Below are 14,887 nucleotides of genomic sequence, written 5' to 3'. Positions count from 1 at the left end.
GGCGGCACCATGGCCGACCCGGGCAGCGTCGCCTACAACTTCGCGCGCAAGGGCGTCATCTCCGTGCCCCACGGAGAGAGCGTCACCGAGGACGACGTGCTCGGCGCGGTCCTCGACTTCGGTGTCGACGACGTGCTCGACCACGGCGAGAGCTTCGAGGTCCGCGTCGAGCCGAGCGAGCTCGTCCCGGCCCGCTCGGCCCTGCAGGAGGCGGGCATCGACTACGACTCCGCCGACATCGAGTTCGTCGCCTCCCTCCAGGTCGAGGCCGACGCCGAGACGGCTCGCAAGGTCTTCCGCCTGATCGACGCGCTCGAGGACTCGGACGACGTGCAGAACGTCTACACCAACCTCGACATCACGGCAGAGGTGCGCGCCGAGCTCGAGAACGAGGAGTGACGCGGTGAGTTCGGCCCGATCCTGGAGGGCGGCCTGATGCGCGTCCTCGGGATCGACCCCGGGCTCACCCGCTGCGGCGTCGGCATCGTCGACGTCTCGCGCGACCGCCGCGCGACCCTCGTGCACGTGACGGTCCTCCGAACACCGCCCGATGACGCGCTGGAGCGCCGCCTGCTGGCCCTCGGCGACGGGCTCGAGGCACTGCTAGACGAGCACCGCCCCGACGCCGTCGCGATCGAGCGGGTCTTCGCTCAGAACAACGTCAGCACCGTGATGGGCATCGCGCAGATCAGCGGCGTCGCCCTCGTCGCGGCGGCCCGGCGCGGGCTCCCGGTCGGGATGCACACGCCGAGCGAGGTGAAGGCCGCCGTCACCGGCTACGGAGCCGCGGACAAGCGCCAGGTTACCGCGATGATCCAGCGCGTCCTCCGGCTCGACGCCCCGCCGCGGCCGGCCGACGCGGCCGACGCCCTCGCCCTGGCCGTCTGCCACGCCTGGCGGGCCCCTCTCGCGCCCTCCTCCGGGTCGGCGGGAGCCGGTGCCGACGGAGCGGCGGGCGGCACAGCAGCGCAGCGGGCGTGGCGCGCCGCCGAGGCCGCGAGTCGAACGCCTGTTCGAGCATCTAGACTGACGCGGTGATCTCCTCCCTCCGCGGCACCGTCCTCTCCGCCCGCGGGAGTCTCGCCGTCCTCGACGTCCACGGCGTCGGCTACGCGGTGAACGTGACCCCGCAGCACGCGCTCGAGATGCGCGTCGGCGACGAGACCACGGTCAGCACCGTGCTCGTCGTCCGCGAGGACTCGCTCACCCTCTACGGCTTCCCCGACGAGGAGCAGCTGGAGATCTTCGAGCTGCTGATCGGCGTGACCGGCGTCGGCCCGAAGTCCGCCCTCGGCGTGCTCGGCGCGGTCGAGCCGGACCGGATCGCGCAGGCGGTCGCCGACGAGGACGACGCGGTGTTCCGGAAGGTCAGCGGCATCGGCCCGAAGACGGCCAAGCTGATCATCCTGTCGCTCGCCGGCAAGGTGACCGTCCGTCCGCGCGCCGCCCGCGGCTCCGGTCCCGCCGCCACCGCCGCGCAGAACGTGCTCGCGGCGCTCGTCGGCCTGGGCTGGCCCGAGCGCACCGCGGCCGATGTGGTCGACGAGATCCTGCTCGACGCGCAGGCCTCCGACGCCGCGAACGTGCAGGCGCTGCTCCGGCTCGCCCTCGCCCGCCTCGGTCCGGCGGCCCGCTCGTGAGCGACGAGGTGCTGGGCGCCGAGGTCGCCTCGGAGGCCGAGGTCGCCTTCGAGGGTGCACTGCGCCCCAGGAACCTCAGCGAGTTCGTCGGCCAGCGCAAGGTGCGCGGCCAGCTCGAGCTGCTGCTCAAGGCCGCGGCCATGCAGGGCCGGACCCCGGACCACATCCTGCTGGCGGGCCCGCCCGGGCTCGGCAAGACGACCCTCGCGATGATCGTGGCGGAGGAGAGCTCCTCGCCCCTGCGGCTCTCCAGCGGCCCCGCGATCCAGCACGCGGGCGACCTCGCCGCCGTCCTCTCCTCGCTGCTGCCCGGCGAGATCCTCTTCATCGACGAGATCCACCGCATGGCGCGCTCCGCGGAGGAGATGCTCTACCTCGCGATGGAGGACTTCCGGATCGACATCATGGTCGGCAAGGGGGCGGGAGCGACGTCCGTCCCGCTGGATCTCGCCCCGTTCACGCTCGTCGGCGCCACGACCCGCTCCGGCCTGCTGCCCAATCCGCTCCGCGACCGCTTCGGCTTCACCGCGCACCTCGAGTTCTACGCGGAGGACGAGCTGCGGCAGGTGCTCGCCCGGGCGGCACGGCTGCTCGAGCTCGACATCGACGCGGACGCGATCGCAGAGATCGCCGGCCGCTGCCGAGGCACCCCGCGCATCGCCAACCGCCTGCTCCGGCGGGTGCGGGACTTCGCCCTGGTCCACGGCGGACGGGCCGACGTGACCGCCGTCCGCGCGGCGCTGGAGCTCTATGACGTCGACGCACTCGGACTCGACCGGCTCGACCGCGCGGTGATGGAGATCGTGCTGACCCGCTTCGACGGCGGGCCGGTCGGCCTGAACACCCTCGCCGTGTCGGTGGGGGAGGAGGCGGAGACGGTCGAGGCCGTCGTCGAGCCGTTCCTCGTGCGGATCGGATTGCTGACCCGGACGCCGCGGGGCCGCGTGGCGACCCCCGCCGCCTACCGCCACTTCGGCATCGACCCCCGGGGGACGGCGGCTCAGCCGCCCCTGTTCCCCGATGATCTATGATTCTCTAGGCCCGACGGGCCGCTCGATCCGCTCCGCCTCGACCTGAGGCCGCGCGGCGGATCGCCCATCCACTCCGGAAGGCCCACCCATGGATCCGACGATCATCCTGCTCGTCCTGCTGCTCGCCGTGATGATCATCTTCATGTTCCGCAACAACAAGAAGCGCCAGCGCGACGCGGAGAGCATGAAGAACAACCTCCAGCCGGGGGTGGAGCTCATGACCGGCTCCGGCCTCTTCGGCACCGTCGTGTCGATCGACGACGAGGCGAACAAGATCGTCATCGAGTCGACCCCCGGCACGCTGCTGACCATCCACCGTCAGGCGATCGCCCGCCTCATCGACCCGAGCGAGAACGCCGTCGCCGTCGACACCGAGGACGAGGCCGACCCGCTGACCGCGACCGGCTCGCCCGAGTTCGGCGAGCGCGACTCCGCGCACCGCGACCCGCTGGTGGACCCGGTCGAGCGCGACCGCCGCCCCGACGCGCAGTAGTCTCCTGGTCGGGCCGGGCGCATCGGCGCCCGCCCGCCCTTCTCCACGCCCGGGCGACCCCGGGCCGATCACCGTCGACCGAAGAGAAAGCTGAGCCCTGGGTGGCCGCATCAACCCCCGTCCGGAAGGCCCGCCGCTCCCTGAGCTGGCTCGGTGTCCTGATCCTCGCTCTCGTCGGACTCAACACGGCGGCCGTCCTCTGGGGCGGCGGCTCCTGGACGCCGAAGCTCGCCCTCGACCTCGAGGGCGGCACGCAGATCGTCCTGCAGCCGCAGCTGAACGACGGCGACACCGTCTCGTCGGAGCAGCTGACGCAGGCCGTCTCGATCATCCGCCAGCGCATCGACGCGTCCGGCGTCTCCGAGGCCGAGATCACGACCCAGGGCTCGAGCAACATCGTCGTCTCGATCCCGGGCACGCCCGACGACGAGACGCTCCAGCGCATCGAGGCCTCGGCGAAGCTCGACTTCCGCCCGGTCCTCGTCGCGAGCCAGGCCACCAACAGCTCGGTCGGCGGCGACGCGACGTCCTCGCCCACGCCGACGCCCGTCGACCCGTCGCTCTCGACGGAGCCGACCGCCTCGCCGACGAACGCGAGCGACCTCGCCTACCTCACGCCGGCGCTCGAGGCCCAGTACACCTCGTTCGACTGCGCGTTCCTCAACGGCCAGGACCCGAACCTCGCCCCGGCCGACCAGCCGCTCATCACCTGCGACGACAGCGGGACGGTGAAGTACGTCCTCGGCCCGGTGGAGATCACCGGCGAGGACATCTCGGACGCCTCGAACGGCCTGATGACGACCTCCTCCGGCGCCAGCACCGGCACCTGGGCCGTCAACCTCTCGTTCGACGACCAGGGCACGCAGGCCTTCGGCGACGTGACCTCGCGCCTCGTGGCGCTGCAGGGTGCGCAGAACCAGTTCGCGATCGTCCTCGACGGCCGGGTCATCTCGGCCCCGTCGACGAACGCCGCCATCACCGACGGCAACGCGCAGATCTCGGGCTCCTTCACCCAGGAGTCGTCGAAGACGCTCGCCGACCAGCTCAAGTACGGCGCGCTGCCGATCGGCTTCCAGGTCCAGAGCTCGGACAGCATCTCGGCGACGCTCGGCTCCGCCCAGCTCGCCAGCGGCCTGCTCGCCGGCCTCATCGGCCTGATCCTCGTCATCGTCTACTCCATCGCGCAGTACCGCGTGCTCGGAGCCGTCACGATCGCCTCGCTGCTCGTCGCGGCGATCGTCACCTACCTCGTCGTCACGCTGCTGTCCTGGCGGGAGGGACTGCGCCTCTCGCTCGCAGGAGTCGCGGGTCTCATCGTCGCGATCGGCATCACGGCCGACTCGTTCATCGTGTACTTCGAGCGCATCCGCGACGAACTGCGCGACGGACGCGGCCTCGAGTCCGCCGTCGAGTCCGGCTGGCGGCGCGCGCTGCGCACGATCTTCGCGTCCGACATGGTGAACCTGCTCGCCGCGGTGGTCCTCTTCCTCCTCGCCGTCGGCAGTGTCCGCGGCTTCGCGCTCACCCTCGGGATCACGACGATCATCGACCTGATCGTGGTGGCGCTGTTCACCCACCCGATCCTGCAGCTGATGGCCACGAGACCGTTCTTCGCCGAGGGGCACAAGGCGTCGGGCCTGGATCCCCGGGCGCTCGGGGCCGTCTACCGCGGCCGTGCCGCCTTCCGTCCGCAGGACCAGGTGGTCGCCGGCAAGCGCGCCTCCGCGTCCCGTGAGGCGGCCAAGCGCCAGACCATCGCCGAGCGGAAGGCCGCCGAGGCGGCCGGCCTGCGCGACTCCAACGACTCGAACGGGAAGGACGCGTGATGGCCAGCTTCTCGCAGTTCGGAAACGACCTCTACACCGGTGCGCGATCGATCGACTTCGTCGGCCGGCGCCGCACGTGGTACCTCGTCTCGCTCGCCCTGATCCTGATCACGCTGCTCGGTACGGTCGCCCGCGGCGGCTTCAACTTCGGCATCGAGTTCACCGGCGGCTCGCAGTTCACGGTGTCCTCGCCGTCGAGCCTCGAGCAGGCGACGGCGACGGACGCGGTCACCTCGGTCGCTCCGGAGACCGTGCCGCGCGTGTCCATCGTCGGCGACGACTCCATCCGCGTGCAGACCGGCCAGCTCTCGACCGACGAGTCGACCGCGGTGCGGAACGCCCTGTCGGAGGCCTACGACGTGCCCACCGACCAGGTCGCCTCCTCCTTCATCGGAGCGGCGTGGGGCAACGACGTGACCCAGCAGGCCCTGCGCGGCCTGGTGATCTTCGTGGTCCTCGCGGCCCTGGCCATGTGGGCGTACTTCCGCACCTGGAAGATGTCGCTCGCGGCGATCGTCGCGCTCCTGCACGACCTCGTGATCGTGGCGGGCGTCTACGGCATCACCGGCACCGAGGTGTCGCCGGCGGCGGTGATCGGACTGCTGACGATCCTCGGCTACTCGCTCTACGACACGGTCGTGGTCTTCGACAAGATCCGCGAGAACACCGTGGAGGCGCTCGGCAGCACGACCCGCACCTTCTCCGAGACGGTGAACCTGGCCGAGAACCAAACTCTCGTGCGCTCCATCAACACCTCGATCGTCGCCGCCCTCCCGGTGGCCGCGATCCTCGTGATCGGTGCGTTCGTCCTCGGCGCGGGCACGCTCCGCGACATCTCGCTCGCCCTGCTGATCGGCATCATCGTCGGCACGTACTCGACGATCTTCGTCGCGGCGCCGCTGTACGCCCAGCTGCGCAGCCGGGAGCCCGAGATCTCCAAGCACGACAAGCGCGTGGAGTCGGCCCGGGCGAAGGCGACCGCGCCGGCCGCGCCGGCCGTGCAGGGCTGAGCCGTGGCCGACTACGCACAGGTCACGGCGGCCGACGCCGTCGGACTCGTCGAGCGCGACGAGGTCTGGCTGCTCGACGTCCGGGAGCCGCACGAGTGGGCGGCGGGGCATGCTCCGGCCGCCCACCACATCCCGATGGGGGAGATCGGCGCCCGGCAGGACGAGCTCCCGGCCGACACGGCGATCCTGGTGGTCTGCCACTCCGGAGTCCGCTCCGCGATGGTGACGCAGGCCCTCGACGGCGCCGGCTACGAGGTCGCCAACGTCGACGCCGGCATGACCGCCTGGGCCGCGGCGGGCGGCGACGTGGTCGACGGCGAGGGGCGCCCGGGACGCATCGGCTGACGCCGGCGCCGTCCGCCCCGGGCGGAACGGTCATCGGCGCCGTCCGCACGGGCGATAATGGGGCGATGGAGATCCTCGCGTGACGGAAACGACGACGACGTCCTCGACCGCTGCCCTGCGCAGACTGGTCCCGCGGATCTTCTCGCGCGCGCAGCCCTCCGGTGCTGTCGACACCCTCGTCCGCACCGTCCGGATGCACCATCCGAAGAGCGACATCGCGCTGATCGAGCGCGCGTACTCGGTCGCGGAGCGGGCGCACGCGAACCAGAAGCGCCGCAGCGGCGAGCCCTATATCACTCATCCGCTGGCCGTCGCGCAGATCCTCGCCGACCTCGGCATCGGCTCGAAGACGATCGCCGCCGCGCTGCTGCACGACACCGTCGAGGACACCGACTACCAGCTCGACGAGCTCCGCGCGGACTTCGGCGACGAGGTCGCGATGCTCGTCGACGGCGTCACCAAGCTCGACAAGGTCAAGTACGGCGACAGCGCGCAGGCCGAGACCGTCCGCAAGATGATCGTGGCGATGTCGAAGGACATCCGCGTCCTGATCATCAAGCTCGCCGACCGCCTCCACAACGCGCGGACCTGGGGCTTCGTCCCCGCCGAATCCGCCGCCCGCAAGGCCACCGAGACTCTCGAGATCTACGCGCCGCTGGCGCACCGCCTCGGCATCCAGGCGATCAAGTGGGAGCTCGAGGACCTGTCCTTCGCGGTGCTCTACCCCAAGATCTACAACGAGATCGAGAGCCTGGTGAAGCGGCGGACGCCGCAGCGCGAGGAGTTCGTGCAGAACGTCATCGACCTGATCAGCGAGGACCTGCGGGCCGGGCGGATCCGCGGTCGTGTCGTCGGCCGGCCGAAGCAGTATTACTCGATCTACCAGAAGATGGTCGTCCGCGGTCGCGAGTTCGACGAGATCTACGACCTGGTCGGCATCCGCGTCCTCGTGAACTCGGTGCGCGACTGCTACGCCGTGCTCGGCTCGATCCACGCCCGCTGGACGCCGATGCCGGGCCGGTTCAAGGACTACATCGCCACTCCGAAGTTCAACCTCTACCAGTCGCTGCACACGACGGTCGTCGGGCCGAAGGGGCGTGCGGTCGAGATCCAGATCCGCACCAACGAGATGCACCAGCACGCGGAGTTCGGCATCGCGGCGCACTGGAAGTACAAGGAGCAGATGGCCACCGGCAAGGTGCCCACCTCCGGATCGAACGACACCGACCTCGCCTGGCTCGCGCACCTCTCGGACTGGCAGTCGGAGACCACAGACCCGAACGAGTTCCTCGACTCCCTCCGCTTCGAGATCGGCGCCAAGGAGGTCTACGTCTTCACCCCGAAGGGACGCGTGATCGGCCTGCCGACCGGTGCGACCCCGGTCGACTTCGCCTACGCGGTGCACACCGAGGTCGGGCATCGGACGATGGGCGCCAAGGTCAACGGGCGCCTCGTGCCGCTGGAGTCGGCTCTGACGACGGGCGACGTGGTCGAGGTCTTCACCTCGAAGAACCCCGACTCGGGACCGAGCCAGGACTGGCTCCACTTCGTGCAGAGCCCGCGGGCCCGCAACAAGATCCGGCAGTGGTTCACCAAGGAGCGGCGCGACGAGGCGATCGAGCAGGGCAAGGACTCCATCGCCCGGGCGATGCGGAAGCAGAACCTGCCGCTGCAGAAGCTGATGAGCCAGGACACTTTCACCGAGGTGGCCAGCCAGCTGCGCTACAACGACGTCGAGGCGCTCTACGCGGCCGTCGGCGAGGGCCACGTCTCGACCCAGTCGGTGCTCGAGAAGGTCGTCTCCTCCATCCAGGGCGATCCGGAGTCGGACGAGAACGAGGTCACCCTCCCGCGCTCGCCCCGGCCGCGGAGCCGGAGCAGCGAGTCGGGCGTCCTCGTGAAGGGCGCGCCGGACATCCTCGTGAAGCTCGCGAAGTGCTGCACTCCGGTTCCGGGCGATCAGATCGTCGGATTCGTGACGCGGGGAGCCGGCGTCTCCGTGCACCAGGCGAGCTGCCACAACGTGCAGGAGCTGCTGAAGGAACCGGAGCGGATCGTCGACGTCGAGTGGGCGCCGTCCTCCAAGAGCATCTTCCTCGTGCAGATCCAGGTCGAGGCGCTGGACCGCTCGGGCCTGCTGAGCGACGTGACGCGCGTGCTCTCGGAGCACCACGTCAACATCCTCTCGGCGACGGTCTCGACCTCGAGCGACCGGCTGGCGATCAGCCGGTTCGTCTTCGAGATGGGCGACACCACCCACCTGGACCGCGTGCTGAACGCCGTGCGCCGGATCGACGCCGTCTACGACGTCTACCGGGTGAACGCGGGCTGATCCCCGGGCGGCGCCTCGCCGAGCGCCGCCCGCAGCCGTCGTCCGACGATCCTCCGTCCGGCGACGGCGCTGCCCTCCTCCAGCCTCGCGAGGACGGCGTCGAGGCCGGTCCGGGTGCTCCGAGAGAGCGCCCGGAGGATTGCGCCCGCGTCCTCCGTCCGGGCGAGGTCGATCAGCGTGCGAGCAGGCGACGTGACCGGCGCGCCGCCGAGGAGGACGACGTCGTCCTCGTCGAGCAGGACCTCGTGGCAGCGCAGGCGGGGGTTCGACGGCGCCTGTCGGCGCTTCCGCCGGTCGATCGAGGCGCTGTGCACCGGCGGCGGGCCGTGCGTCGCCCCGTGCACCCATGCGGCGGAGAGACGATCGGCGACGGCGCCGCGGGGGAGCAACGAGCGCAGGGAGGCGGCCCGCTCGGACGCCCCCAGGGGCAGGTCCGCGACGAGGAAGCCCTCGTCGAGCGCGACCAGCTCGCCGTCGAGGCGGGCGGCGCACAGCTCCGCGAGAGGGAGGTGCCCGGGGAGGAGCACGGAGGGGAGGCGCATCCGGCCATGCTGGCCGATGCGCCTCCCCTCCGGAGCGTCGCGAGCGGATCTGTGGAGGGATCCGCCGGCGCGGGTCTAGCCGATCGCGTCGAGCCAGACCTTGCGGGCGTCGAGCGCCTCCTGAGCCTGGGCGATCGCGTCGCGGTCGCCGCGCGCCTTCGCCTCGTCGAGCTCGTCCTGGAGCTTCTGGATCGCGGCGGTCAGCTGCGAGGCGAGACCCTCGGAGCGGGCCTTGCGCTCCGGGTTGCTGCGGTTCCAGTGCTCCTCGTCGAGCTTGCGGACGTGCGCCTCGACCTTGCGGAGGCGGTCCTCGACGGTGCGCACCTGCTCGCGCGGCACGCGGCCGACGGCGTCCCAGCGCTCCTGGATCGAGAGCAGCACCCGCTTGGCCTTCTCGCGGTCCTGCTCCTGCAGGAGCGGCTCCGCCTCCTCGAGGAGGGCGAGCTTGAGGTCGAGGTTCTCGGTGTACTCGACGCTCTCCTGCGCGACGATCTCGGCCTTGGCGCCGTAGATCGCGTCGCCGGCGGCCTTGAAGCGCGCCCAGAGCGCGTCGTCGAACCGCTTGCCTGCGCGGCCTGCGACCCGCCAGCGCTCCAGGAGCGCGCGGTAGTCCGGGATGGCATCGGCGCCCTGCGGCACCAGCGCCTCGGCCTGGTCGATGAGCGCCTGCTTGGCCTGCTTGGCCTCGCGGTGCGCGGAGTCGAGGTCGGCGAAGAACGCCTTGCGGTTCTGCTCGATCGTGGTGCGCGCTCCGCGGAACCGGCGCCACAGCTCGTTCGCGTCGTTCTTGGGAAGGCGCGGGCCCTGCTGCTGGTGGTTCTGCCAGCGGGCGAAGAGGTCGTCGATCGCGGCGCTGGCCTGCTTCCACTGCGTCTTCGCCGGGTCGACCGCCGCCAGGGCCTCGGCCTCGGCGACGATGGCCTCGCGGTGGGCGAGGGCCTCGGACAGCGCGGCCTTCGACTCGGCCGCCTGCTGCTCGGTCAGATCCTCGACGGAGCCGCTCAGCGCGTCGACCCGGGTCTGCAGCGACTCGAGGTCGCCGACGGCGTTCGCCTGCGCGATGGCCGCGGACAGCGACTGCACCGTGCGGGCGACGTCTCCGGCGGGCGCGCCCCGCTTGGCGCGCTGCTCGAGCAGGGAGACCTGCCCGGCGAGCTCCGTGTACTTGCGCTCGTAGTAGGCGAGCGCCTCCTCGGGAGTCGCATCGGGGTACTGGCCGACCTCTCGCTCCCCGTCGCCGACGCGGACGTAGACCGTCCCGTCGTCGCCGACCCGTCCCCACGGCTGCTGGTCACTCATCGCTCGGAGCCTCACCTTGCTGTTCGATGTCGTGCTTCTCGGTGCCCGTCGCGTCGTCGGCCGGTGGGGCTCGACGGCCGGAGGGCCGAAGACCGCGCTCGGCCGCGAACGGGCAGTGACGACAAGCCTATTGCACTCCCCGCACGGGCGGACCGTGACGACGCCGCGGGCGCGGCTACTGGACGGAGACGGAGGTGATGGTCACGGGCTCGGCGGGGGCGCCGTCACCCGATCCGTCGGCCGTGCCCTTCGACACGACGTCGCTGACGAGCGCGTCCAGTCCCGAGGTGACCTGCCCGAGCACGGTGTACCCGCCGGCCGCGTCGGCGGGCAGGGTCGTGTCCTGGTAGACGACGAAGAACTGGCTGCCCTGGCTGTAGCCGTTGCCACCCTGGCGGGCCATCGCGATGGTCCCGGCCGGGTAGACGCCGTCCTCGGGCGCGTTCTCGACGGGGCCGTAGCTGTAGCCGGGGCCGCCGGTGCCGTCGCCGTCCGGGTCGCCGCATTGGAGGACGTAGAGGCCCTCCGTGGTGAGGCGGTGGCAGGAGACGCCGTCGTAGAAGCCGGACTGCGTCAGCGAGATGAAGGAGGACACCGCCTGCGGGGCGGCGGCGCCGGCGAGCGTGATGCCCAGCGGGTCCTCCCCGATCGTGAGCGTGCCCGTCCAGTCGCGGCCCTCGGCGATGTCGGAGGAGGGGACGTCGCCGGTGTTCGACCCCGTCGCCTCGGGCGTCGGGGTCGCGGAGGAGGAGGAGGTCGGCTCGGCGACCGGGGTGCCGGGGCCGCCGGAGAAGTAGAGGATCTGGGCGACGACCGCGAGCCCGATCACGACGACGGCGGCGATCGCCGCGATCACGTTGTCGCGCACGCGCCGCTTCTGCCTCGAGCGGTGGAGGCTCTGACGGGCCTGGTAGGCCCGGAGCCGGGTGCGCGCCTCGCGGTCGTTCGACTTGCCCTGGGCCACGTGTTCCTCCGACGTCCTCGTCCGCGCGGCTTCGGCGCGGCGGCCCGCGCACGCAGGCCGCGTCGAGCCTACGAGAACCGCCGGAGGCGCGACAAACGCCGCTCCGTCGCGCCGGGCAGTCGGGCCGGGGCTCTGTCGGAGGCCGTCGTTACGCTGGGGGCATGACCATGCAGCAGGCCGGACTCCGCTCCGGGGCGACTCCGCTCGCCGTGCGGATGCGGCCGCGCAGCCTCGAGGAGGTCGCCGGCCAGCGCCACCTCCTGACGCCCGGCTCGCCCCTGGTCGCCCTCGCCGCCGACACGACGGGGGAGCGGGGAGCGGTGTCCGTGATCCTCTGGGGCCCTCCCGGCACGGGCAAGACCACGCTCGCGCAGGCGGTGGCCCACTCCAGCGGCCGCCGCTTCGTCGAGCTCTCCGCCGTCACGGCGGGCGTGAAGGACGTGCGGCAGGTGATGGAGGAGGCACTCTCCACCCGCGACCTCTACGGCACGTCCACCGTGCTCTTCCTCGACGAGATCCACCGCTTCACCAAGGCGCAGCAGGACGCACTGCTGCCCGGGGTCGAGAACGGGTGGGTCATCCTCATCGCGGCCACGACCGAGAACCCCTCGTTCTCGGTGATCGCGCCGCTGCTCTCGCGCTCGCTCCTGCTGACCCTCGAGCCGCTCAGCGACGACGACCTGGGCGTCCTGGTCGACCGCGCCCTGCACGACGAGCGGGGTCTGCGCGACTCGGTGACGCTGGAGGAGGAGGCCCGGGCGAGCATCGTGCGGCTCGCCTCCGGAGACGCCCGGCGGGCGCTGACCGCGCTCGAGGCCGCCGCCACCTCCGCCCGCTCGGAGGCCCGCGAGGCCGACCGGGTCGCCCGCGCCGCCGCCGCGGAGGACCCGGACGAGGAGGACGAGGACGACGAGGGCGCTCCCGTCGAGGCCGCCGCCGAGGAGCCCGCGCTCCCCGTGATCACGACCGAGGTCGTCGCGCGCGCCGTCGACCGCGCCCTGCTGCGCTACGACCGCAACGGCGACGAGCACTACGACGTCATCAGCGCCTTCATCAAGTCCATCCGGGGCTCGGACGTCGACGCGGCGCTGCACTACCTGGCCCGGATGATCGAGGCGGGGGAGGATCCGCGGTTCATCGCCCGCCGCATCATCGTCTCCGCGTCCGAGGACATCGGCATGGCCGACCCGCAGGCGCTCGTCGTCGCGATCGCCGCGGCCGACGCCGTGCAGTTCATCGGCATGCCGGAGGGGCGCATCCCGCTCGCCCAGGCGGTCGTGCACCTGGCGACCGCCCCGAAGTCGAACGCGTCCTACTCCGCCATCGACGCGGCCATCGCGGACGTGCGCGCGGGCCGCGCGGGTCGGGTGCCGGCGCACCTGCGCGACGCGCACTACCCCGGCGCCAAGAAGCTCGGCCACGGGAAGGGCTACCGGTACCCGCACGACGCCGACCTCGGCGTCCTCGAGCAGCAGTACCTCCCGGACCCGCTCCAGGGCGCGCGGTACTACCGGCCCACCGAGCACGGCAACGAGCGCGACGTCTCCGCACGACTGGCGAAGCTCCTGCGCATCATCCGCGGCGACCGGGGCTGACCGCGCCGACCGCGAACTCGCGCGACCCGCACGGGAGGCCGTGGCCTGATAGTCTTGCGAGGTTGCCCACCGCTCTGTAGCCGAGCGGAGCAGCGCATCCCTCTGAATCGCGCAGCCCGCCACTGCGGTCACCCTTCCCCCGCACCCGCGGAGGACACGACCGCGGCGTCCGCCCTCCTCCCGGAGCCGGCGGTCGAGAGCTGCGACCGAACCTCTCAGACCTTGGAAGGACCACTGTGTCGACCACGTCCCGTACCCGCTCGAAGACGCGCCTCTCGCGCGCCCTCGGCATCCCCCTGACCCCGAAGGCCGCCCGCTACCTCGAGAAGCGTCCCTACGCTCCCGGCGAGCACGGCCGCTCGAAGCGCAAGGCCGACTCCGACTACGCGGTCCGCCTGCGTGAGAAGCAGCGTCTGCGCGCCCAGTACGGCATCCGCGAGAAGCAGCTCCGCATCGCCTTCCAGGAGGCGCGCCGCACCCAGGGCCTGACCGGTGAGAACCTGGTCGAGCTCCTCGAGATGCGCCTCGACGCCCTCGTCCTGCGCTCGGGCTTCGCCCGTACCACCGCGCAGGCCCGCCAGTTCGTCACCCACCGCCACATCATGGTGGACGGCAAGACGGTCGACCGCCCCTCCTTCCGCGTGAAGCCGGGCCAGGTCATCCACGTCAAGACCCGCTCCGAGGGCACCGAGCCCTTCCAGGTCGCCGCCGCCGGTGGACACGTCGACGTCCTCCCCAAGACCCCGGGCTACCTCGAGGTCGAGATCGACAAGCTGCAGGCGACCCTCCTGCGCCGCCCGAAGCGCGCCGAGGTCCCCGTGACCTGCGAAGTGCAGCTCGTCGTCGAGTACTACGCGGCCCGCTGAGTCCAGCCCCGCAGAGAAAGGCCCCGGTGTGCGCACCGGGGCCTTTCCCGTTCCCGGGGTCGCGATCCGGAGTGCCCGCCGCGCTCCGAGAGTCCCGCGCTGCGCCCGATCCGGCCGTCGCGCCCGAGCCGAGCGCCCGTCCCCGCGTCCGACCCTCTCGCGGGCCGTCGGTAGGCTGGAGTGCCGCGCTGGGCGGCATCGAACGGAGGTCACCGTGACCGGTGGAGACATCGCAGGGCTCATCGCCGCGGGGGTGTTCGCGATCCTGGTGGCGATCACCGCCGTCCCGCTCTGGAAGCTCGGGCGCGTCTTCGACAGCACGAGCGAGGCCATCAAGCAGGCCAGCGACGGCCTGACGCCGATCCTCGACGAGTCGGCCTCCACCCTCCGCGAGGCCAACCACCAGCTCGCGCGGGTGGACACGATCACCAAGGACGTCGCCGAGGTCACCGGCAACGTCAACGCGCTCGTCGCTCTCACGGCCGCGACCGTCGGCGGTCCGCTCATCAAGCTCGCCGGCTTCACCGCCGGAGTCCGCGCCGTGCTCGTCGCCGGACGGACGGCCGACAAGGCCGGAGCCGCGGTCGGCCGCTCCGCCGCGAAGCGCACGAAGCGCCCGCGCTCGAAGTAGCGCCGCGCCCGCGCCTTAGAATCGAACGGGTCGTCGCGCCGTCGCGCCCGCCCCGCCGCTGTGGAAGGACACCCCGTGAAGAACATCCTCCTGATCGTCATCGGGATCGGCCTCGGATTCGCGGTCGCCCACCAGGTCTCGCGCACCGAGGCGGGCGCCCGGCTCTTCGCCGACATCAACCGCACCGCGAAGGAGCTCGGCGAGGCCGTCTCCGAGGGCTACCACCAGCGCGAGGCCGAACTGAAGGCCGCCATCGGCGAGGGCTGACGCCCCGCCGCCCGACATCCGCGTCGTCACCGACCGAACCGTAACG

Annotated in this window: 16 protein-coding genes; 13 read left to right on the top strand and 3 right to left on the bottom strand. The window is 71.8% G+C overall.

Features of this window, described 5'->3' with window-relative positions:
* The 9 genes from C5C33_RS15175 to C5C33_RS15135 all read left to right on the top strand — a co-directional run.
* Positions 1–399, top strand: a 399-nt coding sequence (locus tag C5C33_RS15175) for a YebC/PmpR family DNA-binding transcriptional regulator (RefSeq protein WP_181136264.1), incomplete at its 5' end; no start/stop codon positions are given.
* A 36-nt stretch (positions 400–435) separates the two neighbouring features.
* Positions 436–1,038: a crossover junction endodeoxyribonuclease RuvC gene (gene ruvC, locus C5C33_RS15170; RefSeq protein ID WP_104225338.1), complete on the top strand. Its 603-nt coding sequence runs from the start codon at positions 436–438 to the stop codon at positions 1,036–1,038.
* A complete protein-coding gene (gene ruvA / locus C5C33_RS15165) occupies positions 1,035–1,640 on the top strand; it encodes a Holliday junction branch migration protein RuvA (protein ID WP_104261520.1) in 606 nt (201 codons plus the stop codon). The genes ruvC and ruvA overlap by 4 nt, the downstream gene beginning before the upstream one ends.
* A complete protein-coding gene (gene ruvB, locus C5C33_RS15160) occupies positions 1,637–2,671 on the top strand; it encodes a Holliday junction branch migration DNA helicase RuvB (RefSeq protein WP_104224769.1) in 1,035 nt (344 codons plus the stop codon). The genes ruvA and ruvB overlap by 4 nt, the downstream gene beginning before the upstream one ends.
* Positions 2,672–2,759: 88 nt before the next feature.
* Positions 2,760–3,164, top strand: a complete 405-nt coding sequence (gene yajC / locus C5C33_RS15155) for a preprotein translocase subunit YajC (protein ID WP_104224768.1) — start codon at positions 2,760–2,762, stop codon at positions 3,162–3,164.
* A 101-nt stretch (positions 3,165–3,265) separates the two neighbouring features.
* The gene (gene secD / locus C5C33_RS15150; protein ID WP_104261519.1) at positions 3,266–4,990 is read left to right on the top strand and encodes a protein translocase subunit SecD; all 1,725 of its coding nucleotides are present in this window, start codon (positions 3,266–3,268) and stop codon (positions 4,988–4,990) included.
* Entirely contained in the window at positions 4,990–6,000 is a 1,011-nt protein-coding gene (secF, locus tag C5C33_RS15145) for a protein translocase subunit SecF (protein ID WP_104233316.1), read from the top strand. The genes secD and secF overlap by 1 nt, the downstream gene beginning before the upstream one ends.
* A 3-nt stretch (positions 6,001–6,003) precedes the next feature.
* A complete protein-coding gene (locus C5C33_RS15140; RefSeq protein WP_104224765.1) occupies positions 6,004–6,345 on the top strand; it encodes a rhodanese-like domain-containing protein in 342 nt (113 codons plus the stop codon).
* Between the two features lie 79 nt (positions 6,346–6,424).
* Complete coding sequence (locus tag C5C33_RS15135) at positions 6,425–8,677, top strand: bifunctional (p)ppGpp synthetase/guanosine-3',5'-bis(diphosphate) 3'-pyrophosphohydrolase (protein WP_104261518.1); 2,253 nt, start codon at positions 6,425–6,427, stop codon at positions 8,675–8,677.
* On the opposite strand, the gene C5C33_RS15130 is transcribed toward C5C33_RS15135, so the two are convergent.
* From C5C33_RS15130 to C5C33_RS15120, 3 genes are all read right to left on the bottom strand, one after another.
* Entirely contained in the window at positions 8,656–9,219 is a 564-nt protein-coding gene (locus tag C5C33_RS15130; RefSeq protein ID WP_104225333.1) for a type IV toxin-antitoxin system AbiEi family antitoxin, read from the bottom strand. The genes C5C33_RS15135 and C5C33_RS15130 overlap by 22 nt on opposite strands.
* Before the next feature lie 75 nt (positions 9,220–9,294).
* Positions 9,295–10,518: a DUF349 domain-containing protein gene (locus tag C5C33_RS15125; RefSeq protein WP_104233314.1), complete on the bottom strand. Its 1,224-nt coding sequence runs from the start codon at positions 10,516–10,518 to the stop codon at positions 9,295–9,297.
* Between the two features lie 175 nt (positions 10,519–10,693).
* Positions 10,694–11,482 carry a peptidylprolyl isomerase gene (locus C5C33_RS15120; protein ID WP_104239055.1) on the bottom strand — a complete coding sequence of 263 codons (789 nt, stop codon included), beginning with the start codon at positions 11,480–11,482 and terminating at the stop codon, positions 10,694–10,696.
* A gap of 161 nt (positions 11,483–11,643) precedes the next feature.
* On the opposite strand from C5C33_RS15120, the gene C5C33_RS15115 reads away from it, so the two are divergent.
* The 4 genes from C5C33_RS15115 to C5C33_RS15100 all read left to right on the top strand — a co-directional run bounded on the left by C5C33_RS15115 (position 11,644) and on the right by C5C33_RS15100 (position 14,841).
* The gene (locus C5C33_RS15115; RefSeq protein ID WP_104225330.1) at positions 11,644–13,077 is read left to right on the top strand and encodes a replication-associated recombination protein A; all 1,434 of its coding nucleotides are present in this window, start codon (positions 11,644–11,646) and stop codon (positions 13,075–13,077) included.
* Positions 13,078–13,313: 236 nt separating this feature from the next.
* On the top strand, positions 13,314–13,943 hold the full coding sequence (rpsD, locus tag C5C33_RS15110; protein WP_068210518.1) for a 30S ribosomal protein S4: 630 nt from the start codon (positions 13,314–13,316) through the stop codon (positions 13,941–13,943).
* A 214-nt stretch (positions 13,944–14,157) separates the two neighbouring features.
* The gene (locus C5C33_RS15105; RefSeq protein ID WP_104224759.1) at positions 14,158–14,574 is read left to right on the top strand and encodes a DUF948 domain-containing protein; all 417 of its coding nucleotides are present in this window, start codon (positions 14,158–14,160) and stop codon (positions 14,572–14,574) included.
* A 75-nt stretch (positions 14,575–14,649) separates the two neighbouring features.
* A complete protein-coding gene (locus tag C5C33_RS15100; RefSeq protein ID WP_104225329.1) occupies positions 14,650–14,841 on the top strand; it encodes a hypothetical protein in 192 nt (63 codons plus the stop codon).
* The last annotated feature ends 46 nt before the right edge of the window (positions 14,842–14,887 follow it).

The organism is Rathayibacter sp. AY1H3 (genome assembly GCF_002932015.1).
Note: the sequence above shows the minus strand (reverse complement) of the source record. Positions and strands in the feature narration are given on the sequence as shown.